We start from the raw sequence: 26,762 nt of genomic DNA on the forward strand, positions 1-26,762 counted from the left end.
CGTGCTCTAGAGCATGCACGAGACGCACTGGTCGAGCTCGGTGCCCTCGAGCGCCAGCTGACGGATGCGGATGTAGTAGATCGTCTTGATGCCCTTGCGCCAGGCGTAGATCTGAGCGCGGTTGACGTCGCGGGTGGTCGCCGTGTCCTTGAAGAAGAGCGTGAGCGAGAGGCCCTGGTCGACGTGCTGCGTGGCCGCGGCGTAGGTGTCGATGATCTTCTCGTAACCGATCTCGTACGCGTCCTGGTAGTACTCCAGGTTGTCGTTCGTCATGAACGGCGCCGGGTAGTAGACGCGGCCGAGCTTGCCCTCCTTGCGGATCTCGATCTTCGACGCGATCGGGTGGATCGAGGACGTCGAGTTGTTGATGTACGAGATCGAGCCGGTCGGCGGGACGGCCTGCAGGTTCTGGTTGTAGATGCCGTGCTCCATGACCGAGGCCTTGAGCGCACGCCAGTCGTCCCGGGTGGGGACCGTGATGCCCGAGTCGGCGAAGAGGCGGGAGACGCGCTCGGTGGCCGGCGCCCACTCCTTCTCCGTGTAGGTGTCGAAGAACTCGCCCGAGGCGTACTTCGAGTCGGCGAAGCCCTCGAAGGTGGTGCCGCGCTCGATGGAGAGGTTGTTGGAGGCGCGCAGGGCGTGGAACAGCACCGAGTAGAAGTAGATGTTGGTGAAGTCGATGCCCTCCTCGGATCCGTAGTGGATCCGCTCGCGGGCGAGGTAGCCGTGCAGGTTCATCTGGCCGAGGCCGATGGCGTGCGACTTGTCGTTGCCGTCCTCGATCGAGCGGACCGAGGTGATGTGCGACTGGTCGGACACCGAGGTGAGGCCGCGGATCGCGGTCTCGATGGTGCGGCCGAAGTCGGGCGAGTCCATCGTCAGCGCGATGTTCAGCGAGCCGAGGTTGCAGGAGATGTCCTTGCCGATCTGCGCGTAGGAGAGGTCCTCGTTGTAGGTCGTCGGGGTGTTGACCTGGAGGATCTCGGAGCAGAGGTTGGACATGTTGATGCGGCCCTTGATCGGGTTCGCCTGGTTCACCGTGTCCTCGAACACGATGTAGGGGTAGCCCGACTCGAACTGGATCTCGGCGATGGTCTGGAAGAACTCGCGCGCCGAGATCTTGGTCTTCTTGATGCGCGGGTCGTCGACCATCTCGCGGTACTTCTCCGAGAGGGAGATGTCGCCGAAGGGGATGCCGTAGACGCGCTCGACGTCGTAGGGCGAGAAGAGGTACATGTCCTCGTTGTTCTTCGCGAGCTCGAACGTGATGTCGGGCACGACGACGCCGAGGGAGAGCGTCTTGATGCGGATCTTCTCGTCGGCGTTCTCGCGCTTGGTGTCGAGGAAGCGGAGGATGTCGGGGTGGTGCGCCGAGAGGTACACCGCTCCCGCGCCCTGGCGTGCGCCGAGCTGGTTGGCGTAGCTGAAGCTGTCCTCGAGGAGCTTCATCACGGGGATGATGCCCGAGGACTGGTTCTCGATCTGCTTGATCGGGGCGCCGGCCTCGCGGATGTTCGAGAGCGAGAGGGCGACGCCGCCGCCGCGCTTGGAGAGCTGGAGGGCGGAGTTGATGCCGCGGGCGATCGACTCCATGTTGTCCTCGATGCGCAGCAGGAAGCAGGAGACGAGCTCGCCGCGCTGGGCCTTGCCGGTGTTGAGGAAGGTCGGGGTCGCGGGCTGGAAGCGGCCGGCGACGATCTCCTCGACGAGGGCGGTCGCGAGCGTCTCGTCGCCCTGGGCGAGGCCGAGGGCGGTCATCACGACGCGGTCCTCGAAGCGCTCGAGGTAGCGCTTCCCGTCGAAGGTCTTGAGCGTGTACGAGGTGTAGTACTTGAACGCGCCGAGGAAGGTCGCGAAGCGGAACTTCTTCGAGTACGCCAGGTCGTTGAGCTGCTGGATGAACTCGAACGAGTACTGGTCGAGCACGGCCTGCTCGTAGTACTCCTTCTCGACCAGGTAGTCGAGGCGCTCCTTGAGCGTGTGGAAGAACACCGTGTTCTGGTTGACGTGCTGCAGGAAGAACTCGCGAGCGGCCTCGCGGTCCTTGTCGAACTGGATCTCTCCGTTCGGGCCGTAGAGGTTCAGCATCGCGTTGAGCGAGTGGTAGTCCATCTGTGCGGCGTCGCGGGGAGCGTCGATCACTGCTGCGTCCAAAACGTGTCCAATCCTTCGTCGACGGCGCGGACGTCGTCGGGTGTTCCGAATACTTCGAATCGATAGAGGTGCGGCACCTCGCACTTGCGGGCGATGATGTCGCCGGCGAGGCAGTACGCCTCGCCGAAGTTCGTGTTGCCGGCGCCGATGACGCCGCGGATCAGGGAGCGGTTGCACGGATCGTTGAGGAACCGGATGACCTGCTTGGGGACCGCTCCTCCGCCGTTGCCGCCGCCGTAGGTGGGGAGGACGAGCACGTACGGCTCGTGGACGTGGAGCGTGTCGAGGGCGGCTCCGTCGCGGCGGGCGTGGAGCGGGATGCGCTGCGCCGGCCGTCCGAGCTTCTCGATGAACCGGTGCGTGTTCCCCGAGCTGCTGGAGAAGTACACGAGCCCGCTCATCGTCCGGCCCCTCTCCTCGTCAGCTGCTGTTCTCCGGTCCACGTCCGAGGTGCACGGGTGGTGAGCCCCAAGGCGGAGAAGGAAGCCGTAACGGCGCTACGGCGCCCGCCGACGACGCCGCGGAACACCGCCCGTGCGCCTCAGAGGGTCGCGATCTTGTCGGGGCGGAAGCCGGACCAGTGGTCGTCGTCCGTGATGACGACCGGCGCCTGGAGGTAGCCGAGGGCCTTGACGGCCTCGAGCGCCTTCTCGTCCACGGAGAGGTCGAACACCTCGTAGTCGATGCCCTTGCTGTCGAGGGCGCGGTACGTCGCGGTGCACTGGACGCAGGAGGGCTTGGTGTAGACCGTCACAGCCATGGGTGTCGCCTTTCGGAGGGGGTGTCCCGGTGCCGCTCCCCGACCGGCGGCTCGCGATGCGGGCGGGGTCGGAGGGTGGTCCGGGTGAGTTCTGGGTGCCGGTGGGGCTCGCGCTCCGACCTGCTCAGCAATACTACATATAGGGGGCGGGCCGGTGTCAGCCCACTAGACGTAGTAGTTACAGCCGTGTAGTTATCCACCGGTTCCTCCCCCGTTCATCCACAGGCCGGAGCCCGTGGAACCGCGGAAGGACGCGGATCCGGACGAACCATCCACAGGTGTGGACAGAAGGATCCCGTTCACTGTGTACAACGCGCCACGGCGTGTCGGCATGCCCGACCGGTGGGGTCCGCGCGGCGGCTCGACCACAAGATGTGGTGGTCGGATCGCATCGCGGAGCATGCCCGGACGGTACGCCCGACCACCGACACCGCGAGCGGTCAGAGCTCGCGCGCAGCCCACCCCCGGGAGACGGCGCGCAGGTGCGGGAGGGGGTCCGCGAGGGCCGCCGCCGCGGAGCCCGCCGCCTCCGTCAGCGACGCCGCCGCGGAGAAGACGGAGGTCGGCGCCTCGATCGCCCCGGCGACGAGGAAGGTCCGCGCCCCGGCCCCCTCGGCGAGCGCGAGGACGTGCACGGGGAGCTTGCCCGCGGCGGACTGCGCGTCGAAGCGCCCCTCCCCCGTGATCACGATGTCCGCGCCCTCGATGAGCGCCGGGAGCCCGATCGCCCGTCCGACGGCGTCCGCGCCGGAGGTCGGGCGCGCGCCCCAGGCGAACAGCCCGAAGCCCGTCCCGCCCGCCGCCCCGGCACCCGGCGCGTCGGCATCCGCGTCCAGATGTGCGGCGAGACGGCGGAGGCCGCTCTCGAGGAGGAGGACGTCCTCGGGGCCGGCACCCTTCTGCGGCCCGAAGACGCGGGCCGCCCCGGAGTCGCCGAGCAGCGGGGTCACGACATCGCTGAGCACGACCGCGCCTCCGGGCGGCAGCGGCCGGAGCCCGCGGAGGTCGACTGCGGCGAGTGCAGGCAGCGCACCGCCTCCGTCGCCGAGCTCGTGGCCGGAGGCGGTGGTGAAGCGGGCGCCGAGCTCGCGGAGCGCTCCCACTCCGCCGTCGGTCGAGGCGCTGCCGCCGATCGCGAGCAGCAGCTCCCGCGCTCCCGCGTCGAGCGCCGCAGCGATCGCGCGTCCGAAGCCGCGGGTGTGCGCCGTCAGCGGGCGGAGAGGATCGAGCAGGGTGATGCCGCTGGCGGAGGCGAGCTCGACCACGGCGGTCCCGTCAGGGAGCAGCAGCCAGTCGGCGCGGACCGGGCGGTCGTCCGGACCGGGCACCTCGATCGGGTGGCGTCGCGCTCCGGGGACCGCGAGCGCGACGGCGTCGACCGTGCCCTCGCCGCCGTCCGCCATCGGCGCGAGGACGACCTCGTCGCCCGGGCGCTCCGACCTCCAGCCCTCGGCGAGCGCCTGCGCCACCTCGACCGCGCTCGCCGACCCCTTGAACGAGTCGGGCGCGACGACCACCCTCAGCCTGCTCACGCGCCCAGTATGGCATCGCGCCGCCGCTCAGAGCGGGGTCGCGAGCCGGTAGCCGCGCTTGATCACCGTCGCCACGAGCCGCGGTTCGGGGAGGGCCTGACGGAGGCGGCTGACGGCGACGTCGACCGCGTGGTCGTCGAGAGCCTCCGGCGCGGATGCCGCGAGGACGTGACGCGCGACGGTCGCGCCCTCGGCGGCGACGAGAGTCCGGAACAGCGCGAGCGCGACCGGGGTCAGCGCCACCCGGGTCCCGGCCAGGACGGCGTGCCGGCCTCGGAGCTCGAGAGTGCCGAAGGCCGTCTCGATGCGGGGCGACGCCTGCTCGAGGTGCTCGCAGGTCAGGCGGATGAGCGCGCCCATCCGGAACCGGTCCGGCACGACCGGGAGGATCCCTGCCTCGACCAGGGGTGCTGCGGTCACGGGGCCCACGGCGGCGGCGACCACCGTCTCGCGGAAGGCCGCCTGGAGGTCGTCGAGGCGGCCCGCGGCCTCCGCGACCGTGAAGAGCGCCTCCACCGCCGGCGCGCTGGTGAAGGTGACGGCGTCGATGCCCCCTCCGCAGACTGCGTCGATCAGCCGCAGCACCCGGGCGGAGTCCTCGTGCACGCTCCAGCGGTAGGGCGCGGCCGTGAGCACCCGGGCGCCGGCGTCGCGGAGACGCTGCAGCTGAGCCGGGTCGGTGAATCCGTGCAGCTGCACCGCGATCGTGCGGCCGGCGACGCCCTCGCGCAGGGCCAGGTCGACGAGGGAGGTGGTCGTCTCGCGCTCGCTCATCCCGTGGTCGTCGAGACCCGCCGCACGGATCGCTCCGCGCGCCTTGGGTCCGCGGACGAGGATCCGCGCGGAGGACAGCGCGTCGGCCAGCTCGATCCCCGCGGCGTCCGCGGCCTCGAGCCAGCGCCGCAGGCCGTAGGAGGTGGTGGCGAGGAGCACGTCGGGACGGGCGGCGACGATGGCGCGGGTCTCCTCCTCGAGCGCGCCCTCGGTGTCGACGCCGCGCATTCGGATGGTGGGGGCGTGCGTGACGGCGGCACCGCGGCGCTCGAACGCGGCGATCAGGTCCTCGGAGCGGCGGTCGGAGGTGACCCCGATGCGGAAGCCGTCCAGCTGGTCGGGTCGGAACCCCACGGCGGCGTCGGGATCGGTGCCGGTCATGCTCGGCCCCCTCGGGGTCTCACGCGGTCAGTGCATCGACCGCTCGGGCGATGCTCTCGGGGTCCCCCGCATCATGGCACGCGGCCTGCCGGACCACCTCGCCGATGACGATCACGGCGGGCGAGCGCGGTGCCAGCTCGGCGAGCAGGCCGAGCACTCCGCCGACCGACGAGACCGTCGTGCGCTGGTCGCGCGACCAGCCCCGCTCGACGATCGCGAGGGGCGTGTCGGCGCGCATCCCCGCGCGCTGCAGCCCGACGACGAGGTGCGGGAGGGTGTTCACGCCCATCAGCACCACGATCGTCCCGCCCAGCCCGGCCAGATGGCCGAGCTCCTGCCCGCTGAACGGCGCATGGCCCGAGACCACGGTGAAGGCCCTGCTGACCTCGCGGTGGGTGACCGGGATCCCGGCGGCGGCGGGCACCGAGATCGCGCTGGTCACTCCGGGGACGACCGTGGAGCCGACGCCGGCGAGCCGGCACGCGCGCACCTCCTCCGACCCGCGGCCGAACACGAACGGATCGCCGCCCTTCAGGCGCACGACGTCCAGACCCGCGAGGGCCCGCTCGATCATCAGCCGCTCGATCTCGTGCTGCGGCACCGCATGATGACCCGGCGTCTTGCCGACGTCGATCAGCTCGGCGCCGGGCGCCCACTCGGCAAGGCCCTCGTGCGGACCGAGCCGGTCGTAGAGCACCACGTCCGCGTCGCGGAGGGCGCGGCGGGCGGCGAGGGTCATCAGATCCGGATCGCCGGGGCCGCCGCCGACGATGCTGACGTGCCCGACCGGCCGGGTCGGCGCGGGGGCCTCGTCGACGATCCAGGGGCAGAGCTCGGCCGCCGCTGCTCGGAGCGGCGCCGGCCCCTCCACCCACACGATCAGGGCCGGGGGCGCCGGGGTGAGCGCGTCCTCCGCGTCGTGCCGCTCGACGAGTGCGCCGGCGGCTCGGTAGCGGGCGAGCACGCGGCGGGTCCCGGAGGCGGTGCCGATCACGAGCACGCGGCGTCCGGCGAGGTCGAGGGAGAGCTGCATCACGAGTCCGATCCGATCCCGGCAGGACCGACGGGGATCCTCGGCCCCGCGACCAGCACGGGTCCGTCCGGTCTCTCGTCCCGGCCGGCGGGCCGGACCTGCCCGCGCTCGCGCACGGTCGCGACGCGCGGATCCGCGGTGTCCGGGGCGTTCACGAAGGAGCGGAAGCGGCGGAGCCGGTCGGGATCGGCGAGGGTCGCCGCCCACTCGTCGACGTAGGTGTCGACGTGCGTGGCCATGGCGGCCTCCAGCTCGGCGGCGATGCCGAGCGAGTCCTCGCAGACCACCTCGCGCACGTGCTCGAGTCCGCCGGGGAGCTCCTCCTGCCAGCGTGCGGTTCGCTGGAGCCGCTCGGCCGTCCGCACGTAGTACATGACGTAGCGGTCGATGTAGCGCACCAGGGTCTCGTCGTCGAGGTCCTGCGCGAGCAGCTGGGCGTGCGCCGGCTGGTAGCCGCCGTTGCCGCCGACGTAGAGGTTCCAGCCGAGGTCGCTCGCGATGACGCCGATGTCCTTCCCCCGCGCCTCGGCGCACTCGCGGGCGCAGCCGCTGACCCCGAGCTTGAACTTGTGCGGCGAGCGGAGACCCCGGTACCGCTCCTCGAGGAAGACCGCCATCCCGACCGCGTCCTGGACTCCGAAGCGGCACCAGGTCGATCCGACGCACGACTTGACCGTGCGCAGCGACTTGCCGTACGCCTGACCCGACTCGAAGCCGGCGTCGACGAGGAGGCGCCAGATCTCGGGCAGCTGCTCGAGGCGGGCGCCGAACATGTCGATCCGCTGCCCGCCGGTGATCTTCGTGTAGAGGCCGTACTGCTCGGCGACCTCGGCGATCACCTTGAGCTTCGCCGGCGTGATCTCGCCCCCGGGGATCCGCGGGACGACGGAGTAGGTGCCGTCCTTCTGCATGTTGGCCAGGGCGCGGTCGTTGGTGTCCTGCAGCGGCGCCTGGCCGCCGTCGAGGATGTAGGCGTTCGTCTGGGTGGCGAGGACGGAGGCGATCACCGGCTTGCACACGTCGCAGCCCAGCCCGGAGCCGAAGCGCTCCATCACCTGCTCGGCCGAGTGCAGCCCGAGGATGCGGACCGACTCGAACAGCTCGCTGCGGCTGAGCGCCACATGCTCGCAGAGGGCGCGGGAGACCTCGACGCCCGCACGGATCAGCTCCGTGTCGAGCAGCTTCTTCACCAGGGGCACGCACGATCCGCACTGGGTGCCCGCGCGGGTGCAGGCCTTGAGCGGCCCCAGCTCGGTGCACCCCTCGCCGATCGCGTGGCGGACCTCGCCGACCGAGACGTTGTTGCACGAGCAGACCTGGGCGTCGTCCGGAAGGTCGCCCGAGGGCGCCTCCGCCCCCGCCGCCGCGAGGTAGGCGCCGGGCTCGGCCGGCAGCTCGCGCCCCAGCAGCGGGCGGAGGGAGGAGTAGGGGCCCGCGTCGCCGACGAACATCCCGCCGAGCAGCGTGCGCGCATCGTCCGAGACGACGACCTTCTGGTAAAGACCGCGGGCCGGATCGGCGTAGACGACCTCGAGCGCTCCCTCCGTGGTGCCGAGGGCGTCGCCGAAGCTGGCGACCTCCACGCCCGAGAGCTTGAGCTTGGTGGCGTCGTCGACCCCCGGGAAGGTCGCGTCGCCGCCGAGGATCCGGTCGGCGACCACCTCCGCCATCGCGTTGGCGGGTGCGACGAGCCCGACCGTGCGGCCGGCGATCGCGGCGACCTCGCCGATGGCCCAGACTCCCGCCCTGCTGGTGCGGCAGGCCTCGTCGACGACCACGCCTCCGCGCGGTGCGACCTCGATCCCGACCGCTCGGGCGAGCTCGTCGCGCGCCGTGATCCCGATGGAGAAGACCACGAGATCGGCGCTGATGCTGCTGCCGTCGGTCAGCGCGACGCCGAGCACCGTCCCCGTCGGCGAGGTGAGGATCGCGGTGGGCCGGTTGCCGAGGTGCAGCGCGATCCCCTGCGCCGAGATGATGCGGCCGAGGGCCTGCCCGGCGCCCTCGTCGAGCTGCGCGCTCATCAGCCAGCGGCCGGAGTGGACGAGGGCGGTGCGCGCACCGAGCCGGTGCGCGCCTCCCGCCGCCTCGAGGCCGAGCAGACCGCCGCCGACCACGACCACGATCGCGGGGCGTCCGCGCCGGACGCGGAACGCGGCGAGCTCGGCGACGAGCCCGTCCACGTCCTCGAGCGTGCGGTAGACGCGGCCGTGCTCGGCGCCCTCGATCGGCGGGACCGTGGCGGAGGAGCCCGTCGCCAGGACGATCTCGTCGCCCTCGAGGGAGCGGCCGTCCGCGAGCTCGACGCGCAGGCGGTCGGGATCGATCGCGACGACACGGGAGGAGGTGATCAGCCGCGCCGACTCCCACAGAGCGCCGTCGCCCAGAGTCAGGTCGTGCTCGCCGTCGAGGCGCTTCGAGAGTGCGACGCGGTCGTAGGGACGGTGCACCTCCTCGCCGAGGACGGTGATCTCCAGCGCCTGATCGCCGGCCCGGGCGACGAGCGCGTCGACCAGGCGGTGCGCGGCGGGTCCCGCTCCGACGACGAGCACGCGTCGGGGCCGGGCGGCGGGGTTCGCTCCAGGAGTCATGACGTCCACCGTAGGGACGGCCCGTTTCCCCGCCGTTGCCCCGGTGTAACAGCGTGTGACGCGCGCCTCTCGGCGAGCGCCGCAGGCCGTGAGGGCTTCGTTACGCCCGTGACACCGGAGGCGTGCTCGCACGAAACGCGCGATCCCTACCGTTGCCTCATCGCGTCCGACCGGATGCGGTGGCCCACCCGCAGGAAGAAGGCGCAGCGATGACCCTCCTCGATCGGCTCGCCCCCGCGACCGCCACCACCTGGGTGCCGGTCTGCGCCGTCGGCGACCTCGAGCCGCTCTGGGGCGAGGCCGCCCTGGTCGGCGGTGTGCAGCTCGCCCTGTTCCTCCTGCCCGACGGGCGGGTGCGGGCCGTCTCGAACCTCGACCCCGCGACCGGCGCGGCCGTGCTCTCGCGCGGCATCGTCGGCTCGCGTCTGGTCGACGGGGTGCAGCGGCCCACGATCGCCTCCCCCCTGCACAAGGACGTCTTCGACCTCGAGACCGGCGCCTGCTTCACACGAGCGGAGCTGCACCTCGCCACCTGGCAGGTGCGCGAGAGCGACGGCACGATCGAGGTCGCCCAGCGGACCGCTCTGGTCGCCGCGTCCCACGGGACCTCCGACGACGACGGGAGGCGTGCCGTCGCCGCGCTGGTAGAGGCGGTCCGCCGGGCCAACCCGGCGCTGGACGTGCTCGACTCCTTCGTCGACGTGCAGCAGCCCGACGTCCCCGCGACCCTGGGCTCTCTCGAGCCGGGCCGGCCGGCGGTGGTCGTGCCGCTGCTGCTCTCGGCCGGCTACCACGTGCACGTCGACCTGGCCGAGGCCGCGGCGGAGGCGGAGCGGCCGGTGCGGGTCTCGGGCGCGCTCGGACCCGATCCCCGCCTGGCGCGCGTGCTCGCCCGCCGGCTCCACGAGGCAGGGCTCGACGACGGCGACCGCGTCGTGCTCGCCGCCGCCGGCTCGAGCGACGCCGGTGCCGTCGCGGACTGCTGGACCACCGGCCGCCTCCTCGCCGCCGAGCTCGGCCGCGAGGTGAGCACCTCGTTCATCTCGGCCGCCGAGCCGCGGATCGCGGAGGCGGTCGCCGCCGAGCGCGCCGCCCACCCCGGCGCGCGCGTCGTGGTCGCCAGCTACCTGCTCGCGCCCGGCTACTTCGCCGGCCTGGCCGCCTCCGCGGGGGCCGACCTCGCCTCCGCTCCCCTCCTCACCGCCGTCGATCCGCCCGCCCGCGAGCTGGTCGACATCGTCTCGGAGCTGTTCGGGCGCAACGCCTGACGCCTCCTCCCCGCACCACCACCGCTCCACCTCCCCGTCCCGAGCGCGCCCTCGCGCGCGCCGCCCACCCTCCGGAGGACCACGATGACTGCTGCACCCCCGACCACCGTCCCCACGACCGCCGCCACATCCACCGGCATCATCCGACGGCCGGGCCGCTGGATCGACGGCTGGAACCCCGAGGACCCCGCCCAGTGGGAGGCGGAGGGACGCTCCGTCGCCGCCCGCAACCTGAGGTGGTCGATCTTCGCCGAGTTCCTCGGCTTCGTCGTCTGGCAGCTCTGGTCGGTCGTCGTCGTCTCGCTGCCGGCGGCCGGATTCGCCTTCGACACCGGGCAGATCTTCTGGCTCATCTCGATGCCGAGCCTCGTCGGCGCCACCCTGCGGATCCCGTACACGTTCATGGTCCCCCGCTTCGGCGGCCGCAACTGGACGATCGTGTCGGCGGGCCTCCTGCTGATCCCGAGCGTCGGACTCGGCATCGCGGTCTCGAATCCGGAGACCCCGTTCGGCGTCATGCTCCTGGTGGCCGCGCTCGCCGGCTTCGGCGGCGGCAACTTCGCCAGCTCGATGGCGAACATCACCTTCTTCTACCCGCACGCGCAGAAGGGCTGGGCTCTGGGGCTCAACGCCGCGGGCGGCAACCTGGGCGCCTCCGTCGCGCAGCTCGTCGTGCCGATCGCGATCACCGTCGGCGCCGCGGCCACGCTGAACCTGCCGATCGCCGGCTTCCTCTGGGTCCCCCTGATCGTCGTGGCGATGATCGGCGCCGCCAAGCGCATGGACAACCTCTCGACCGCGAAGTCCGACGTCGCCGCCTCCCTCGCCGCGCTCCGCGAGCCGCACCTCTGGCTGCTGGCCGTGCTCTACATCGGGACCTTCGGGTCCTTCATCGGATTCGCCGGCGTGTTCCCTAAGCTCATCGCCGACACCTTCCCCGAGTTCTCCGGCTTCGCCGTCGGCTCGGCGACGGTCGGCCTCGCGTTCCTCGGCTCCCTGGTGGGCTCGCTGTCCCGCCCCTCCGGCGGCCGTCTGGCCGACCGCTTCGGCGGAGCGCCTGTCACGGTCCTCGCCTTCGTCGCCATGGGCGCCGGGATCCTCGGCGTGATCGCGACACTGCCGCTCGGCAGCTTCTGGCTCTTCCTCGCCTGCTTCCTCGTGCTCTTCTCGGCGGCCGGCATCGGCAACGGCGCGACCTACCGCATGATCCCCACGGTGTTCGCCCTCCGCGCCCGCCAGCGCGGTGACGACGGCATCGGCGCCCAGCGCACGTCCGCCGCGGCGCTCGGCCTGATCTCGGCGATCGGCGCCTACGGCGGCTTCGTGATCCCCCAGCTGCTCGGCTTCTCCAAGACCGAGTTCGGCGACTACACGACGGCGCTGGGCTGGTTCGTCGGCGCCTACGCGGTGATGCTCGCGATCACGGCCGGCGTCTACCTCCGCCTCGCCGCGAAGACGGGGACCCGGATCTGACGATGAGCGCACCCGCCCCGACCGACTCCCACTGCCCGTACTGCGCCCTGCAGTGCGCGATGACGCTGACACCCGCGGCGGGCCCCGTGCCCCTGGCGGTCGAGGGGAGGGAGTTCCCGACGAACCGGGGCGGGCTCTGCGCCAAGGGCTGGACCTCCGCCGAGCTGCTGGCGAGCGGACAGCGGCTGGTCTCCCCGCTGCTGCGCGGTGCCGACGGCGTCCTCGCGGAGGCGTCGTGGGAGGAGGCGCTCGACGCGGTCGCCGGGGCGGTGCGCGGCGTCCGGGAGCGGCACGGCGCCGACGCGGTGGCCGTCTTCGGCGGCGGGGGCCTCACCAATGAGAAGGCCTACCAGCTCGGGAAGTTCGCTCGGATCGCTCTCGGCACCTCCCGGATCGACTACAACGGCCGCTTCTGCATGTCCTCGGCCGCGGCGGCCGGCAACCGCGCCTTCGGCGTCGATCGCGGACTGCCGTTCCCGGTGTCCGACCTCGACGACGCCGACACGATCCTGCTCCTGGGCTCGAACGTCGCCGCGACGATGCCGCCGCTTCTCGCCCACTTCGCCGGTGCCCGCTCGCGGGGCGGCCTGGTGGTCGTCGACCCGCGCCGCTCGGCCACCGCGCGGCTGACGGAGGACGGCGCCGGCACGCATCTGCAGCCCGCCCCGGGGACGGATCTGCCGCTCCTGCTCGGGCTGACCCACCTGGTCTTCGCCGAGGGCCTCGCCGACACCGCCTACCTCGCCGCGCGCACGACCGGCGCCGAGGCGGTGCGCCGCAGCGTCTCGGCGTGGTGGCCGGAGCGCACGTCCGCGGTCACGGGCGTGCCGACCACGCTCCTCCGCTCCCTCGCGCGCCGGCTCGCCGCGGGGCGGTCGTTCGTGCTGACCGGCCGCGGGGTCGAACAGCACGTCGACGGCACCGACACCGCGACCGCCGCGATCAACCTCGCTCTCGTGCTCGGCCTGGTGGGCCGCGAGGGGTCGGGGTACGGCACGCTCACCGGTCAGGGCAACGGCCAGGGCGGACGCGAGCACGGCCAGAAGGCCGATCAGCTCCCGGGGTACCGCTCCATCCGCGATCCGGAGGCGCGGCGCCACGTCGCCGCCGTCTGGGACGTGACGCCCGAATCGATCCCCGGCCCGGGCCTGCCCGCCACCGCCCTGCTCGCCGAGCTCGGACGCTCCGTGCACTGCCTGCTGGTGCACGGCTCCAACGTGGTCGTCTCGGCTCCGGACGCCGACGCCGTCCGCGCCGGGCTCGAGGCCCTGGACACGCTGGTCGTCTGCGACTTCTTCCTCTCCGAGACCGCCGCGCTGGCCGATGTGGTGCTCCCGGTGCCGCAGTGGGCGGAGGAGGAGGGCACGATGACCTCGCTCGAGGGCCGGGTGCTCCGCCGCCGCCGGGCGATCGACCCGCCGGCGGGAGTGCGCAGCGAGCTCTGGATCATGAGCGAACTGGCGCGCCGTCTCGACGCCCCCTCGAGCTGGTCGACGGTCCCCGCGGAGGTGTTCGACGAGCTGGCCCGCGCGTCCGCGGGAGGCGTGGCCGACTACTCCGGCCTCTCGCACGCCCTGCTCGACACCGGGATCGCCGCCCACTGGCCCTACCCCGCGGGCGGCACGGGGACGCCGCGCCTCTTCGCTGAGCGCTTCGGGCACCCCGACGGCCGGGCGCGCCTGGTCGCCGTCATCCCCGCCGTCCCCGTCGTCGTGGACCGCGGCGAGGAGCTGACCCTGGTGACCGGCCGCTACCTCCAGCAGTACCAGTCGGGCACCCAGACCCGGCGGGTCGCGGAGCTCGATGCGGCCCGCCCCGAGGCTCGGCTCGAGATCCACCCGGCGACCGCCTCGCGGCTCGGCGTCCGCGACGGAGCACCTGTGGCGATCGGGAACGCGCGCGGCGTGGTCCGCGCCCGCGCGAGCGTCACCGCGGACATCCGCCACGACACGGTGTTCCTGCCCTTCCACTACGCGGGTGAGCAGTGCGCGAACCTCCTCACCGAGGCCGTCGTGGACCCGGTGTCGTCGATGCCCGAGTTCAAGCGCACGCGGGTCTGGGTCCGCGCGGAAGGGACGGCACATGCCTGAGACACCTCCCGAGCGGATCGTCCTGATCGGCTATGGCCCCGTCGGCTCGCGCTTCGTCGAGGAGCTGCTGCCGGCCGTGCGGGCCGGTCTGGTCGCCCTGACGGTGGTCGGCGCCGAGAGCGACGACCCGTACAACCGTGTCCTGCTCGCGGAGTACGCCGTCGGCCGGGCGACCCGCGAGCGCCTCGACCTCGGCGACCGGACGGCGGCGGAGGCGGCGGGCGTCGTCCTGCGCCTGGGAGCGGCCGTCGTGGGGATCGACCGCGCGCGGAACGTCGTGCGGCTGCACGACGGCGAGCGGCTGCCCTACGACCGCGTCGTCCTGGCCACCGGCGCCCGGGCGAACGTGCCGACCCTCGCCGGGATGGAGCGGTCCCGACGCGAGCGGACGGTGCGCGCCGCCGATCCGGAGTCGCTCGACGCGGGCTCCCGGCCCCTCCCGGAGCGGGTGGTGGCGCTGCGCGACCTGGCCGACGCCCGGGTGGTCCGCGAGTCCGTGCGCTCCGGCGCGCGCCTCGTCGTGCTCGGGGCGGGAGTGCTCGGGATCGAGTTCGCCCTCGCGGCCGCCGAGCAGGGCGCGCAGGTGGTGGTGGTCTTCCACGGCGACATCCCGATGGCCCGCAATCTCGACGCGGGCGGGGGCCGGATGCTGGCCGCGGCCGCCCGCGCGGCCGGCGTCGAGATGGTGGCGCACGCCCGGTCCGAGAGCGTCCTGCTCGCGCACGACGACCGCGGCCGTGCGCACTTCCAGGCGCTCGTCTGCGCTGACGGCAAGCAGATCGAGGGGGATCTGCTGGTGCTCTCGTGCGGTGTCGGTGCGCGGGTCGAGCTGGCCGCGGGCGCGGAGCTCGCCGTCTCGACCGGGATCCTGGTCGATGAGCAGCTGCGCAGCTGGAGCGACCCGGACGTCTTCGCGATCGGCGACTGCGCGCACGTCGCCCCCCGCGGCTCGGCCCTGCCCGACGGCCGCGTGCCCGGCGGACCGAGCGGACTGATCGGTCCGGGATGGGAGCAGGCGGACCGGCTCGCAGCGCGGATCCGGGCGGAGGCGGAGGGCCGCTGCGGCGAGGAGCGCGTCCCCGACGCCCGACCGGCGGTAGTGATGCTGAAGGCCGAGGGCGTCGACCTCGTGGCAGGAGGCGACGTGGCCCCGGAGCCGTGGGACCCGCACCGCCCGGGCGAGGAGCACCTCGAGGTGACCCTGTGGGCAGACCCCGCCCGCGGCGGCTACGCCAAGCTCGTGACCGCGGGAGGAGTGCTGCGCGGGTTCGTCTCGGTGGGTCTGCCCCGGGTCGGCGCCGAGCTCAGCCTCCTCTTCGAGCGGGGCTCGGAGCTGCCGGCGGACCGGTCGAGCCTCCTGCGTCTGGACGCCCCGGATGCGGGCACCGCCGCGACCGGCGATCCGTTCGCCGCCGATGCCACGGTCTGCTGGTGCAACGGCGTGACGGCGGCGATGATCACCGATGCGGCTGCGGCGGGACACGGGACGGTCGCCTGCGTCGGGCGGGCGACCCGCGCCGGCACGGGCTGCGGCGGCTGCACCGGGCGCATCGCAGAGCTGCTCGCGCGGACGGCGGTCCCCGCCTGATCGCCGCGAGGACCGGGCCTCGCCGCCTCAGCGGTCGAGCGCCTCCGCGAGGCGCCGGGTGACCGCCCGCAGTTCGAGCTCGACCCCGCGGACGCGCTCGTCGAGAGCCGCCGCGGTGTCGGCGGCCTGCTCGGCGGCCGCCGCACCCGCCGCCTCGGACGAGGCGCGGTCGGCCGCGACCGACGCGCTGAGCTCGTCCAGCGCCGCCCGGAGGCCCGCCGACTCGTCGCGCAGCACGGAGACGTCGCCCTGCACCGCGCTCAGCTCGCCGCGGAGCCCGGCCACCTCGTCGCGCAGGGCCGCCGTCTCGGCGCGCAGCTCCTCCGTGCGCAGCCGCGCCTGCTCGAACCAGGGGGCGACCAGCCGGTGCACCGCGTCGCGGAGCACGACGCCGCCGCGGCCGAGCCGGGTGGGCGCGGAGCCGGGGTCCTGGAGGAAGTCGTGGTCAGTGGTCATCGTCGTGGTCCCGTCCGGAGAAGCGGCGGTGGAGCACGTCCATCGCCCGCAGATCCTTGTCCATGATGTCGGCCTCGAGGGTGGTGTCGGCGAGGCGGTCGGCGAGGCCCGGCCGGGACCGGCGCTCGAGCGAGGCCTCGATCAGCTCGACGGAGCGCTCGAACGAGAGCGGTCCGCGCGCCGCGGCCCGGCCCCGCCGGCCGAGCGCCTCGAGGTCCACCGCCCCGCTCGCCACGTCCCGCATCGCCTCGAGGAGCGCCGGGGCGGAGCGGGTGATCTTGATGCAGTCGACCCCGTCGATGAGGAACTCCGCGACTCCGCTGGCCGCCGTCACGATCGGCACGGCGCCCGCCGCGGCCGCTTCGACCGGCGCGACGCCGAACGCCTCTCCGGCCCAGGTCGGGAAGAGGAACGCGTCGGCGCGGCCGTGCGCAGCGAGCACCTCGGCGTGCGGCGTCGCTCCGTGGAACTCGACCAGGCCGGTCAGGCCCGCCTCGTCAGCCCGGGCGCGCCAACCGTCCACGTCTCCGTCGCCGTAGAGGTCCACGCGGAAGTCGCGGGTCTCCTCCGCGAGAGACGCCGCCGCCTCCAGCACCAGCCCGACGCCCTTGTGCTCGCCGAGCGACGCGGCGAACGTGAACCGGGTGGTCCCGCGTTCGCGGTAGCGCCGCGGCTCCGCGGTGTCGGGGGGAACGGACACTCCGCGCCCGATCACCTCGACCTCGCCCAGGCTCAGCCCGCCGGCCTCGATCGCGTCGACGAGCGAGCGGCTGACCGCGACGATCTCGCCGCGGTCGAAGTGGTCGGGAGCCTGGGCGCCGTAGACGCGGAGCACGCGCTCGGGCAGCCCGTCGACCAGGGCGTTCGGGATGCGGTCGCCGAGGTTCCACATCCACGGGGCCTCCACCGCGCGCAGCAGGTCGATCAGCGCGAGGCCGCCGATCCCGAGCAGGTTGAAGGCCACCACGTGGGTCGGCGCGAAGTCACGCAGCTCCTCGAGCAGGATGCGGGTGTTCTCGAACCGCGAGACGGCGCTCTCGTGGTGCAGCAGCTGAGCGATCTCGCCGCCGGTCTGCGGCAGCGGGAAGTAGGTGCGCAGGCTCAACGTGCGGTGCACCTCGACGCCCGAGGGCTCCGGCGGCAGGTAGGTCGGCGTGGTCAGCACGCGCACGGTGTGGCCGCGGGCCGCCATCGCCTCCGCGACGCGCGCGCAGGTCATCTCGTATCCGCCGAGCACCTGCGGCGGATAGAGGTTGCTCACGAACAGCAGGCGCATCAGCGCACCTCCCCTCTCGCGGACGCGTCGGCCGCGATCCGCGCCGTCACCTCGGGCGTGTAGGCCGCGCGGGCCTGGCGGTCGTTGCCGCCGTCCCAGTAGTTGACGAGGTAGAGCCCGGACTGCTGCGTCCGCGGCACGAACGGGAACAGCTGGGCGCGGGGCTCGATCTGCGCGATCCGGTAGCCGGCGTCGACCGCGCGCACGTGCAGCCAGATGTCGTCGGCGTCCGGGGCGATCTCGCGGAACGCGTCCCCGTGCGCGGCGATCTCGCCGAGGAGCGGGGCGGGCAGCAGCTGCCCGGAGACGGAGGTGCCGAAGACGTCGGTCGACGCGCGCGTGTCGGCGACCGGCGTCCAGCTCGTGTACGGAGCGACGGCGCCGTCGACGACCCCCACCCGGTGGGCGCGGTAGCAGAGCACGGTCTCGCGGGGGTAGCGCGAGCGGGCGTCGAGCAGGCCCCTCAGCCAGGTGCGCGGGTACACGATGTCGTCGTCGGAGGTGACGAGGTCGCGCTCCCCCGCCCGGCCCGAGAGCAGGTGCGGGTAGTACTTCGTGTGCACGCGGTAGCCGTCGACCAGGCGGATCTCGACGCCGCGGCGGCGGAGGCGGCGCAGCGGCGCGGGCAGGTCGGCGTGCAGGGCCGGGTCGTCGAGCCAGAGCACCAGGCGCGCGGGCCGGGCGTCGCCGCGGGCGATCGACTCGAGCGCCACGTGGACCCGCTGCAGCCGCTCGCCGTGCGTGGTCATCGTGACCACGACCTCGCCCGCCGGATCGACTGCGGAGCGGCGGGAGAAGCGGTTGGCCAGGGCGAGCAGCAGCAGCTCGCGCCGGAGCGCGGGCGAGGGGTGGTCGATCGGCCGGGCGGCGATCACGGCGGCGCGGCGCTCCGAGAGGCGCTGAGGGGCGGAGCGGACGACCCGGGCCGCGGAGCGCAGCCGCGTGCGGGGGCGGACACGACGGCCCAGCGCCGCGAGGCGCGTGCGGGGCCGGACGCGCCGGCCGACGGCGGCGAGAGCGGGATGCATCGGTCCAGGTTAGCCGGAGGCGCCCGGGCGCCCTGCGCCGGTCAGGGCTCGTCGACCACCGCGAAAGCCCGCACCGGGAAGGTCCCGAAGCCCCGCACCTTCGGCGGCACGGCGGTGAAGCGCGCCCCTGTCGCCGGCAGCCCGCCGAGGCCGGTGAGGTGCTCGACGACGTGCACTCCCGCGGCGAGGAGGGCCGAGTGCGCGGGCCGCGATCCGCCCGACTCCGTGTCGTCGATGTTCACCGAGTCGATGCCGACCAGCACCGCGCCGGCGGCGACGAGCGCCTCCGCCGCCGCACCGCCGAGGAAGGGGGCGCCCCTGCCGTACCCGGGCGTGGCGAAGTGCGCGTCCCAGCCGGTGCGGAGGAGGACGGCGGCGCCGCGGACGTCGAGTCCCGCGACCGCGTCCGCACTGATGCCCCGTCCGGTGGCTCCGGTCGCGTCGACCACGACGGCAGGCAGATCGACCAGCGTCTCGAGCCGGAGAGCGGCGAGATCGGCTCCGCCCTCGTAGCGGTGGAACGGGCTGTCGAGGTAGGTGCCCGTGTTCCCGATCATCTCGATGACGTCCATCGCGAACTCGGTGCCGGGCGCGTAGGAGGCGCGGGACGCCTCACGCGTGAGGTGCGGCCGGATGCGCGGAGCGGGCAGGCCCGGGTAGGTCACCAGCCCGTCCGCGACGGTGTGGCTGAGGTCGACGAAGCGGCGCGAGGAGGTCATGCGCCCGATCCTGGCAGGGGCCGGATCGGGCGCACCATCGAGATGCCGCCCCGCGGGGCGGCGTTCCCGCCTCTACTTCTTCGGCAGCGCCGCCGACAGGTCCGCGATCAGATCGGACGAGTCCTCGAGGCCCACCGAGAGGCGCACCAGCGACTCCGAGACCTCCAGCGGCGTGCCCTTCACCGACGCGTGCGTCATCTCGCTCGGGTAGCCGATCAGCGACTCGACGCCGCCCAGCGACTCCGCGAGCTGGAACAGCTCGGTCGACTCGGCGAACTTCCGGGCCGCGCGCGGCGTCCCGAGCTCGAGCGAGAGCATCCCGCCGAACCGCGACATCTGGCGCTTCGCCAGCTCGTGGCCGGGGTGCGAGGGCAGGCCCGGGTAGTGCACGGCCGTCACCGCCGGGTGCTCGACGAGGAACTCGGCGACCGCCTGCGCGTTGACGGAGTGGCGCTCCATCCTCACCCCGAGGGTCTTGATGCCGCGGACCGTGAGCCATGCGTCCATCGGGCCCGAGATCGCTCCGACCGCGAACTGCAGGAACGCGATCTTCTCGGCCAGCGGCCCCGAGCGCAGGGCGAGCGCGCCGCCGACGACGTCCGAGTGGCCGCCGAGGTACTTCGTGGTCGAGTGCACGACCACGTCGGCACCGAGTGCCAGCGGCTGCTGCAGGGCGGACGAGGCGAAGGTGTTGTCGACGACGACGATCAGATCGTGCGCGTGGGCCAGGTCGGCGAGCTCGGCGATGTCGCTGATGGTCATCAGCGGGTTCGACGGGGTCTCGACCCAGAGCATCTTCGTCTCGCCGGGGACGATCGCCCGCTGCACCTCGCGGAGGTTCGACATGTCGACGGCCGTGTTGCGCACGCCCCAGGCGCTGTGCACCCGGTCGATCAGGCGGTGGCTGCCGCCGTACGCGTCGTTGCCCAGGACGACGTGGTCGCCGGGCGCGAGGGCGGCGCGCAGCAGGGTGTCCTCGGCGGCGAGGCCGGAGGAGAAGGAGTAGGCGACGTCGGCGCCCTCGAGCGAGGCGATGAGCTCCTGGAGCGAGTCGCGCGTCGGGTTCGCCGAGCGGGCGTACTCGTAGCCGCCCCGGAGACCGCCGATGCCGTCCTGGACGAACGTGGAGGTCATGTAGACGGGCGGCACGACCGCGCCGGTGGTCGGATCGAACTCCTGGCCGGCGTGGATGGCGCGGGTGTCGAAGTGCTGCTTCTTGGGCATGGTGCGGGCTCCCTGGGTCGGAGGTGCGGAGGCGGCGGCCGTCAGGCCGTGGCGTAGGTGAGGAGGTCCTGTCGGGTGATCACCGCGACGGGCTTGCCCTCGTCGGTGACGAGGAGGGCGCTGCGCTCGGTGAGCGCGGCGCGGGCGGCGGTGATGCTCTCGCCGAGCCCGATCAGGGCGAGCGCGTCGCCCACGCAGTCGCCGAGCGGGTCGTTCATCGAGGCGGATCCGGCGAAGACGCGGTCGAGCAGCTCGCGCTCGTCGACGGCTCCGACGACCTCGCCCATCACGACGGGCGGCTCGGCGGTCAGCACCGGCAGCTGCGAGACGCCGTACTCGGTCATGATGCCGATCGCGTCGCGGATCGTGTCGGTCGGGTGCGCGTGCACGAGCGCCGGGAGGTCGGCCTGCCCGCTCGCCGCCCGCGCGCGGAGCACGTCGCGGACGGTGCCCTCGTCGCGCATCTCGAGGAAGCCGTAGGAGCGCATCCAGCGGTCGTTGAAGATCTTGCCGAGGTAGCCGCGCCCGCCGTCCGGCAGGAGCACGACGACGACGTCGTCCGGCCCGAGACCGGCGGCGGCCTTGAGCGCGACGGAGACGGCGAGCCCGCTCGATCCGCCGACGAGCAGCCCCTCCTCGCGGGCGAGGCGGCGGGTCATCGCGAACGACTCGGCGTCGCTGGAGGCGATGATCCGGTCGACGACGCTCGGGTCGTACGCGCTCGGCCAGAAGTCCTCGCCGACGCCCTCGGTCAGGTACGGGCGACCGCCGCCGCCCGAGTAGACGGAGCCCTCGGGGTCGGCGCCGACGATCTGCACGCGGCCCTCCGACACCTCCTTGAGGTAGCGGCCGACGCCGCTGATGGTGCCGCCCGTGCCGACTCCCGCGACGAAGTGGGTGAGCCGGCCGGCGGTGTCGCGCCAGATCTCGGGGCCCGTGGTCTCGTAGTGGCTGAGCGGTCCGTTGAGGTTCGCGTACTGGTTGGGCTTGAAGGCGCCGGGGATCTCGCGGGCGAGGCGGTCCGAGACGGAGTAGTAGGAGGCGGGGTCCTCCGGAGCGACGGCCGTCGGCGTCACGACGATCTCGGCCCCGTAGGCGGTGAGGACGTTGCGCTTGTCCTCCCCGACCTTGTCCGGCAGCACGAACACGCAGCGGTAGCCGCGCTGCTGCGCGACGAGGGCGAGGCCGATGCCGGTGTTGCCGCTGGTCGGCTCCACGATGGTGCCGCCGGGCTTCAGCAGCCCGTCGCGCTCGGCGGCGTCGATGATGCGGGTGGCGATGCGGTCCTTCGACGAGCCGCCGGGGTTCAGGTACTCGACCTTGACCAGCACGGTCGCCTGCACGCCCGCCGCGACCGGGCCCAGCTTCACCAGCGGGGTGTCGCCGATGAGGTCGAGGACCGAATCGGCGTAGGCCATCCCGGTCTCCGGGCGTGCGGGAAGGGCGCGGTCCAGGCTCATCCCGCCAGCGTAGCAACCGGCTCCCGGCGTGTGACGGGGGTGGGCGGAGGCACAGGGAGCGGTCTCGGGAGGGGAGTGCCGCCGGTCGCGCCGGTGCCCTATCGTGGGGGTCCGCGAGCGCCGCCGTCGACCCGGAACGGACCCCGAATGACCTCACCGATCGCCGCACCGCCGCGGCGTCCGGCCGACATCCACCTCCTCCGCCTGCTCGGCCCGGCGCTGGTCGCCGGAGTCGCCTACCTCGACCCGGGCAACGTCGCCAGCAACATGACGGCCGGCGCCCGGTTCGGCTACCTCCTGGTCTGGGTGGTGGTGCTCGGCAACCTGATGGCCTGGCTCATCCAGTACCTCTCGGCGAAGCTCGGCCTGATGACCGGCCGCAGCCTCCCCGAGCTGCTCGGCGACCGCCTGCGCGGCCGCTGGGGCCGCCGGGCCTACTGGCTGCAGGCCGAGACGGTCGCGATGGCGACCGACCTGGCCGAGGTGATCGGCGGCGCGATCGCGCTGAATCTGCTCTTCGGACTGCCGCTGCTGGCCGGCGGCGTGGTCACCGGCGCGGTCTCGCTGGTGCTGCTGCTCGTGCAGACGCGGGGCGGGGCGCAGCCGTTCGAGCGGGTGATCACGGCGCTGATGGTGCTGATCGCCGTCGGCTTCACGGTCGGCGTGGTCGTCGATCCGCCGGACGCGGGCGCGACCGTCGCCGGTCTCGTGCCGCGCTTCGAGGGCTCGGAGTCGGTGCTGCTCGCCGCCTCGATCCTCGGCGCGACCGTCATGCCCCACGCGATCTACGCCCACTCCGCGCTCGCCCGCGACCGCTTCGGCCACGTCGAGGGCGTCGGCGCGCGCCGGAGGATCCTGGTCGCCACCCGGATCGATGTGACGATCGCCCTCGCCATCGCCGGCACCGTGAACCTCGCGATCCTGCTCCTCGCCGCGCACTCCCTCGCGGGAGTCGCCGGGACCGACAGCCTCGAGGGCGCCCACGCGGCCATCGGCGCGGCGCTCGGACCGGTGGTCGCGACCCTGTTCGCCGTCGGCCTGCTCGCCTCCGGCCTCGCCTCGACCTCGGTCGGCGCGTACGCGGGAGCCGAGATCATGCACGGACTGCTCCAGGTGCGGGTGCCGCTCGTCGCGCGTCGTCTGGTCACGCTGATCCCGGCGCTCCTGGTGCTCGCGATCGGCTTCGACCCGACGCGCGCGCTGGTGCTCAGCCAGGTGGTCCTGTCGTTCGGCATCCCCTTCGCGCTCGTGCCGCTCGTGATCCTGACCCGCGACCGCCGCCTGATGGGCGACCAGACGAACCGCTGGTTCACCACCCTCGCCGCCGCCCTGGCCGCCGTCTTCCTCATCGTCCTGAACGGCCTGCTGCTCTGGCTCACCTTCGCCCCCTGAGCGGAGCGGCGGCGCGCCGTCCCACTCCTCCGCGGCCTCCTCTTCCGCTGATCGAGCGGCCCGCTCCGCGGGCGTGTCGAGATCTCCCCTGACCGCGCATTGATCCGATCCGAAGCCTCGCTCGTTATCCTCTGAGAGCGCCTCTCAGGCGCCTGCGCCCGCCACAGGCGCCTTCCGCCCTCAGAACGAGAGACGCCGCCGTGCCCAAAGACACGATGTCCGCCAAGAACCGCGCCCGACAGGAGAAGCTCGAGGCCTACAAGCGCGAGCAGGACCGCCGCAAGCGCGGCTCCCGCATCTGGATCTGGTCGCTGTCGGCCCTGGCCGTCCTCGCGGTCGGCGGGATCGTCGCGGTCACCGTCTTCGGGAACCAGCAGATCGTCGAGGCGCGCGAGATCGACGGCCTGCAGACCTTCGACAACGACGCCACCCACGTCGCCGGCGCCGTCGACTACCCGCAGACCCCGCCGGCGGGCGGACCTCACAACGCCGTGTGGATGAACTGCGGCGTCTACGACGAGCCCGTCCCGAACGAGAACGCGGTGCACGACCTCGAGCACGGCGCCGTCTGGGCCACCTACGACCCCGAGCTCCCGCAGAGCGAGGTCGACGCGCTGATCGCCGCGATGCCCGACACCTACTCCGTCGTCTCGCCCTACGAGGGCCTCGAGTCGCCCATCGTGCTGAGCGCCTGGGACGCCCAGGTCGCGATCGACTCGCCCGAGGACCCCCGCATCGACGCCTTCGTCGAGCGCTTCTGGCAGTCCTCGAGCGCTCCGGAGCCCGGCGCCCCCTGCACCGGAGGGATCGATGCGCCCGGCAAGCAGTAGGGGCCGGATCCTCGTCGCCGCGGTCGCCGTGGTCGCGCTCCTCCTCGGGGCGGCCGGCGGCTACCTCTTCGGCGCGCTCGCCCCGTTCGCCTCCGCGGCGACGCCCTCGAGCGCCAGCGCCGAGGCGGGCTTCGCGCGCGACATGCAGGTTCACCACCTGCAAGGCGCCGAGCTGGCGATGATCGCCCGCGAGCGCAGCGCCGACGACGAGGTCCTCACCGTCTCGAAGGACATCCTGCTCACCCAGCAGCAGCAGGCCGGTCAGCTCTTCGGCTGGCTGAACTCGTGGGGCCTGCCGCAGGCTGCTCCGGAACCGTCGATGACCTGGATGGGCCGGCCGACCCTGGCCGGAGCCGCCGACGAGCATTCGTCGATGGGGATGGGGACCGAGGACGGCGTCGTGCCCGCGAGCATGCCCGGTCTCGCGACACCGGACCAGATCACCGCCCTCAGCAGCGCGTCGGGCCGCGACTTCGACCGGATGTTCCTCGAGCTAATGATCGCCCACCACCGCGGCGCGATCGACATGGCCGAGGCGCTGCTCGCCCGGAGCCGCGTGACGGTCGCCACCGACTTCGCCTCCTCCGTCGTGAAGGCCCAGGAGGCCGAGATCTCGCTGATGGAGCAGATGCTCGAGGACCGGCCGGCGGAGTGACCGCCTCCGGCACGCGCGACATCGGCTGAGAGTCGTGCGCCTCCCCCACCGGGGAGTGGCACGTGCTCTCCGCCCACGTCGTGCACCGGGCCCGGCGACTCAGACGGCGTCGGCTGCGAGTAGCCCCGCGAAGTCCGGCCGCCGATCCGCGGCTCAGCCCTGGAGGGCCGACTCCGTCTGCTGTGCGTAGAGCGAGGCGTAGAGGCCGCCGAGGCCGAGCAGCTCGCGGTGGGTGCCCGATTCGACGATCCGGCCGCCCTCGACGACGTGGATGACGTCGGCCGACACGATGGTCGAGAGCCGGTGGGCGATCGCGATGGTGGTGCGGCCGCGGGCGGCGTCGTCGAGCGCGGTCTGGACGATCCGCTCCGAGACGGTGTCGAGGGCGCTGGTCGCCTCGTCGAGGATGAGGACCGCCGGGTCCTTCAGCAGGACGCGCGCGATCGCGAGCCGCTGCTTCTCGCCTCCGGAGAGCCGGTAGCCGCGCTCGCCGACCAGGGTGTCGTAGCCGTCGGGGAACGACGTGATCGTCGCGTGGATGTTCGCGGCGCGGGCGGCCGCCTCCAGATCCTCCTGCGTCGCGTCGGGGCGGGCGTAGCGGAGGTTGTCGCCGATCGTCGCGTGGAAGAGGTAGGTCTCCTGGCTGACGATGCCGATGTGCGAGACGAGCGACTCCTGCCGCAGCTCGCGCACGTCGGTACCGGCGAAGCGCACCGCTCCCCCGGCCACGTCGTAGAGGCGCGGGACGAGGTACGAGATGGTGGTCTTGCCCGCGCCGGAGGGCCCGACGAAGGCGACGAACTGCCCCGGCTCTATCGCGACCGAGACGTGGTCGAGCGTCGGGCGCGCGTCCTCCGTCTGGTCGGGGTAGCGGAACACGACGTCGTCGAGCTCGACCCGGCCGAGCTCGCCCGAGACCTCGCGTGCATCTGCCCTGTCCGTGATCGCCGGGCGCAGGTCCAGGTACTCGAAGATGCGGGCGAACAGCGCTCCGGCCGTCTGCAGGTCGAGCGCGACGCGCATCAGGCCCAGGAGCGGCCACATCAGGCGCGCCTGCACGGTGGTGAAGGCCACGACGGTCCCGGCGGTGACGGTGGTGCCGCCGAGGATCAGCCAGGCGGCCACGAGGTAGACGATCACGGGGATGACCGAGAGGAAGATCTGCACCATCGCGAAGAACCACTGGCCGGACATCTGCTGCCGCACCTGGAGCTCGATCTGGCGGCCGTTCTCGTCGGCGTAGCGCGTCACCTCCGACTCCTGGCGGCCGAAGCTCTTGGCCAGGAGGATGCCCGAGACGCTCAGGGTCTCCTGCGTGATCGCGGTCATCTCGGACAGCGACTCCTGCGTCTTCGTCGCGATGCGCGCCCTCACCTGGCCGACGCGGCGCTGGGCCACGACGAGCACCGGAGTGAGGACGAGGGCGACGATCGTCATCTGCCACGAGAGCAGGAGCATCGCGACGACGGCCGCGATCACGGTGACGGTGTTGCCGAGCACGCTCGAGACGGTGTTCGTGAGCACGTTGGCCACGCCGCCCACGTCGTTGGCGAGGCGCGACTGGATGACGCCGGTGCGGGTGCGGGTGAAGAAGCCGAGCTCCATCGCCTGCAGGTGGCGGAAGAGGCGGATGCGCAGCTCCCCCATGACCGTGTTGCCGACGGTCGCGGTGAGGTAGGTCTGCCAGACGCCGAGGATCGCCGAGAACGCCCAGACCAGCACCATGACGCCGACCAGCTCGAGCAGCACCGGGAGGTTCGGGCGTCCGCCGGGCGGGAAGAGCCCGCGGTCGAAGGCCAGCTGGGTGAGGAGCGGGGGCACCACCGTGAGGGCGGCGCCGACGAGCACGAGGATCACGGTGAGCGTGAGCTTGGGGCGGTGGTCGCGGAAGAGTCCCGCGATGCGCCGGAGCAGGTCGTCGACCTTCGGAGCCGCCGCGTTGATCTCCCTCTGGCTGTCCGGATCGCTGCTCGAGATCCTCCCGCCGCGCGCCCCTCCGCGCATCCCGCCGCCTGCCGCGACGTCACCCATCCTGCTCACGAACACCGTCTCGAGCGTGCTCGGCAACACCGTCACCG

The 26,762-nt window shown here is 73.0% G+C and carries 21 protein-coding genes; 7 read left to right on the forward strand and 14 right to left on the reverse strand.

All coding sequences use genetic code 11. The features are described from left to right. Positions 1-6: 6 nt before the first annotated feature. The 7 genes from nrdE to nirB form a co-directional block, all read right to left on the reverse strand. A complete protein-coding gene (gene nrdE, locus C5C59_RS13720; protein WP_104238264.1) occupies positions 7-2,112 on the reverse strand; it encodes a class 1b ribonucleoside-diphosphate reductase subunit alpha in 2,106 nt (701 codons plus the stop codon). Positions 2,113-2,138: 26 nt separating this feature from the next. After that, entirely contained in the window at positions 2,139-2,555 is a 417-nt protein-coding gene (nrdI, locus tag C5C59_RS13725; protein WP_104224357.1) for a class Ib ribonucleoside-diphosphate reductase assembly flavoprotein NrdI, read from the reverse strand. 140 nt (positions 2,556-2,695) lie between these two features. Next, positions 2,696-2,914, reverse strand: coding sequence for a glutaredoxin-like protein NrdH (nrdH, locus tag C5C59_RS13730; RefSeq protein WP_068255139.1), 219 nt, complete (start codon positions 2,912-2,914; stop codon positions 2,696-2,698). Positions 2,915-3,354: 440 nt separating this feature from the next. Beyond that, the gene (locus C5C59_RS13735) at positions 3,355-4,437 is read right to left on the reverse strand and encodes a glycerate kinase (protein ID WP_104238265.1); all 1,083 of its coding nucleotides are present in this window, start codon (positions 4,435-4,437) and stop codon (positions 3,355-3,357) included. 36 nt (positions 4,438-4,473) lie between these two features. Beyond that, the gene (locus C5C59_RS13740; RefSeq protein ID WP_104238252.1) at positions 4,474-5,601 is read right to left on the reverse strand and encodes a uroporphyrinogen-III synthase; all 1,128 of its coding nucleotides are present in this window, start codon (positions 5,599-5,601) and stop codon (positions 4,474-4,476) included. Positions 5,602-5,620: 19 nt separating this feature from the next. Then, the gene (cobA, locus tag C5C59_RS13745; RefSeq protein ID WP_104238266.1) at positions 5,621-6,634 is read right to left on the reverse strand and encodes a uroporphyrinogen-III C-methyltransferase; all 1,014 of its coding nucleotides are present in this window, start codon (positions 6,632-6,634) and stop codon (positions 5,621-5,623) included. Further along, complete coding sequence (gene nirB / locus C5C59_RS13750) at positions 6,634-9,225, reverse strand: nitrite reductase large subunit NirB (RefSeq protein WP_104238267.1); 2,592 nt, start codon at positions 9,223-9,225, stop codon at positions 6,634-6,636. The genes cobA and nirB overlap by 1 nt, the downstream gene beginning before the upstream one ends. 209 nt (positions 9,226-9,434) lie before the next feature. Between nirB and nirD the strand changes: the two genes are divergently transcribed. The 4 genes from nirD to C5C59_RS13770 all read left to right on the forward strand — a co-directional run bounded on the left by nirD (position 9,435) and on the right by C5C59_RS13770 (position 15,644). After that, positions 9,435-10,493, forward strand: coding sequence for a nitrite reductase small subunit NirD (nirD, locus tag C5C59_RS17715; protein ID WP_104238253.1), 1,059 nt, complete (start codon positions 9,435-9,437; stop codon positions 10,491-10,493). 84 nt (positions 10,494-10,577) lie between these two features. Beyond that, a complete protein-coding gene (locus C5C59_RS13760; protein ID WP_104224352.1) occupies positions 10,578-11,966 on the forward strand; it encodes an MFS transporter in 1,389 nt (462 codons plus the stop codon). Positions 11,967-11,968: 2 nt separating this feature from the next. Next, a complete protein-coding gene (locus tag C5C59_RS13765) occupies positions 11,969-14,056 on the forward strand; it encodes a molybdopterin oxidoreductase family protein (protein WP_104238254.1) in 2,088 nt (695 codons plus the stop codon). After that, positions 14,049-15,644, forward strand: a complete 1,596-nt coding sequence (locus C5C59_RS13770; protein WP_104238255.1) for an NAD(P)/FAD-dependent oxidoreductase — start codon at positions 14,049-14,051, stop codon at positions 15,642-15,644. Before C5C59_RS13765 ends, C5C59_RS13770 begins: the two co-directional genes overlap by 8 nt. Positions 15,645-15,671: 27 nt before the next feature. On the opposite strand, the gene C5C59_RS13775 is transcribed toward C5C59_RS13770, so the two are convergent. The 6 genes from C5C59_RS13775 to C5C59_RS13800 form a co-directional block, all read right to left on the reverse strand. After that, complete coding sequence (locus C5C59_RS13775; RefSeq protein ID WP_104238256.1) at positions 15,672-16,100, reverse strand: hypothetical protein; 429 nt, start codon at positions 16,098-16,100, stop codon at positions 15,672-15,674. Beyond that, positions 16,090-17,376: a glycosyltransferase gene (locus C5C59_RS13780; RefSeq protein ID WP_104238257.1), complete on the reverse strand. Its 1,287-nt coding sequence runs from the start codon at positions 17,374-17,376 to the stop codon at positions 16,090-16,092. The genes C5C59_RS13775 and C5C59_RS13780 overlap by 11 nt, the downstream gene beginning before the upstream one ends. Beyond that, complete coding sequence (locus C5C59_RS13785; protein WP_104238258.1) at positions 17,376-18,404, reverse strand: glycosyltransferase; 1,029 nt, start codon at positions 18,402-18,404, stop codon at positions 17,376-17,378. Before C5C59_RS13785 ends, C5C59_RS13780 begins: the two co-directional genes overlap by 1 nt. A gap of 41 nt (positions 18,405-18,445) precedes the next feature. Next, positions 18,446-19,123: a cyclase family protein gene (locus C5C59_RS13790; protein WP_104238259.1), complete on the reverse strand. Its 678-nt coding sequence runs from the start codon at positions 19,121-19,123 to the stop codon at positions 18,446-18,448. A gap of 72 nt (positions 19,124-19,195) precedes the next feature. Next, positions 19,196-20,347, reverse strand: coding sequence for a cystathionine gamma-synthase (locus C5C59_RS13795; protein WP_104238260.1), 1,152 nt, complete (start codon positions 20,345-20,347; stop codon positions 19,196-19,198). 41 nt (positions 20,348-20,388) lie between these two features. Then, positions 20,389-21,765, reverse strand: coding sequence for a cystathionine beta-synthase (locus C5C59_RS13800; RefSeq protein WP_104227178.1), 1,377 nt, complete (start codon positions 21,763-21,765; stop codon positions 20,389-20,391). Between the two features lie 189 nt (positions 21,766-21,954). Here C5C59_RS13800 and C5C59_RS13805 point away from each other — a divergent pair, with 189 nt between their 5' ends. The 3 genes from C5C59_RS13805 to C5C59_RS13815 all read left to right on the forward strand — a co-directional run bounded on the left by C5C59_RS13805 (position 21,955) and on the right by C5C59_RS13815 (position 24,684). Further along, entirely contained in the window at positions 21,955-23,199 is a 1,245-nt protein-coding gene (locus C5C59_RS13805; protein ID WP_104227179.1) for an Nramp family divalent metal transporter, read from the forward strand. Between the two features lie 200 nt (positions 23,200-23,399). Continuing rightward, positions 23,400-24,029 carry a DUF3105 domain-containing protein gene (locus C5C59_RS13810; RefSeq protein ID WP_244230507.1) on the forward strand — a complete coding sequence of 210 codons (630 nt, stop codon included), beginning with the start codon at positions 23,400-23,402 and terminating at the stop codon, positions 24,027-24,029. Then, positions 24,010-24,684 (forward strand): DUF305 domain-containing protein, encoded by a 675-nt coding sequence (locus C5C59_RS13815; protein ID WP_104224341.1) that lies wholly within the window; start codon positions 24,010-24,012, stop codon positions 24,682-24,684. The genes C5C59_RS13810 and C5C59_RS13815 overlap by 20 nt, the downstream gene beginning before the upstream one ends. 153 nt (positions 24,685-24,837) lie before the next feature. Here C5C59_RS13815 and C5C59_RS13820 read toward each other — a convergent pair whose 3' ends face one another. Then, positions 24,838-26,715 (reverse strand): ABC transporter ATP-binding protein, encoded by a 1,878-nt coding sequence (locus tag C5C59_RS13820; protein WP_104251291.1) that lies wholly within the window; start codon positions 26,713-26,715, stop codon positions 24,838-24,840. Positions 26,716-26,762: the final 47 nt, after the last annotated feature.

Origin of the sequence: Rathayibacter sp. AY1F4 (genome assembly GCF_002931775.1) — a bacterium.
In the GTDB taxonomy this organism is placed as follows: Bacteria; Actinomycetota; Actinomycetes; order Actinomycetales; family Microbacteriaceae; genus Rathayibacter.

What these genes read in the sequence shown, in the direction of transcription:
- nrdE (WP_104238264.1), bottom strand. Translation starts at nt 2,112, where the DNA reads ATGGACTACCACTCGCTCAACGCGATGCTGAACCTCTACGGCCCGAAC.
- nrdI (WP_104224357.1), bottom strand. Translation starts at nt 2,555, where the DNA reads ATGAGCGGGCTCGTGTACTTCTCCAGCAGCTCGGGGAACACGCACCGG.
- nrdH (WP_068255139.1), bottom strand. Translation starts at nt 2,914, where the DNA reads ATGGCTGTGACGGTCTACACCAAGCCCTCCTGCGTCCAGTGCACCGCG.
- C5C59_RS13740 (WP_104238252.1), bottom strand. Translation starts at nt 5,601, where the DNA reads ATGACCGGCACCGATCCCGACGCCGCCGTGGGGTTCCGACCCGACCAG.
- cobA (WP_104238266.1), bottom strand. Translation starts at nt 6,634, where the DNA reads ATGCAGCTCTCCCTCGACCTCGCCGGACGCCGCGTGCTCGTGATCGGC.
- nirB (WP_104238267.1), bottom strand. Translation starts at nt 9,225, where the DNA reads ATGACTCCTGGAGCGAACCCCGCCGCCCGGCCCCGACGCGTGCTCGTC.
- nirD (WP_104238253.1), top strand. Translation starts at nt 9,435, where the DNA reads ATGACCCTCCTCGATCGGCTCGCCCCCGCGACCGCCACCACCTGGGTG.
- C5C59_RS13760 (WP_104224352.1), top strand. Translation starts at nt 10,578, where the DNA reads ATGACTGCTGCACCCCCGACCACCGTCCCCACGACCGCCGCCACATCC.
- C5C59_RS13765 (WP_104238254.1), top strand. Translation starts at nt 11,969, where the DNA reads ATGAGCGCACCCGCCCCGACCGACTCCCACTGCCCGTACTGCGCCCTG.
- C5C59_RS13770 (WP_104238255.1), top strand. Translation starts at nt 14,049, where the DNA reads ATGCCTGAGACACCTCCCGAGCGGATCGTCCTGATCGGCTATGGCCCC.
- C5C59_RS13775 (WP_104238256.1), bottom strand. Translation starts at nt 16,100, where the DNA reads ATGACCACTGACCACGACTTCCTCCAGGACCCCGGCTCCGCGCCCACC.
- C5C59_RS13780 (WP_104238257.1), bottom strand. Translation starts at nt 17,376, where the DNA reads ATGCGCCTGCTGTTCGTGAGCAACCTCTATCCGCCGCAGGTGCTCGGC.
- C5C59_RS13785 (WP_104238258.1), bottom strand. Translation starts at nt 18,404, where the DNA reads ATGCATCCCGCTCTCGCCGCCGTCGGCCGGCGCGTCCGGCCCCGCACG.
- C5C59_RS13790 (WP_104238259.1), bottom strand. Translation starts at nt 19,123, where the DNA reads ATGACCTCCTCGCGCCGCTTCGTCGACCTCAGCCACACCGTCGCGGAC.
- C5C59_RS13795 (WP_104238260.1), bottom strand. Translation starts at nt 20,347, where the DNA reads ATGCCCAAGAAGCAGCACTTCGACACCCGCGCCATCCACGCCGGCCAG.
- C5C59_RS13800 (WP_104227178.1), bottom strand. Translation starts at nt 21,765, where the DNA reads ATGGCCTACGCCGATTCGGTCCTCGACCTCATCGGCGACACCCCGCTG.
- C5C59_RS13805 (WP_104227179.1), top strand. Translation starts at nt 21,955, where the DNA reads ATGACCTCACCGATCGCCGCACCGCCGCGGCGTCCGGCCGACATCCAC.
- C5C59_RS13815 (WP_104224341.1), top strand. Translation starts at nt 24,010, where the DNA reads ATGCGCCCGGCAAGCAGTAGGGGCCGGATCCTCGTCGCCGCGGTCGCC.
- C5C59_RS13820 (WP_104251291.1), bottom strand. Translation starts at nt 26,715, where the DNA reads ATGGGTGACGTCGCGGCAGGCGGCGGGATGCGCGGAGGGGCGCGCGGC.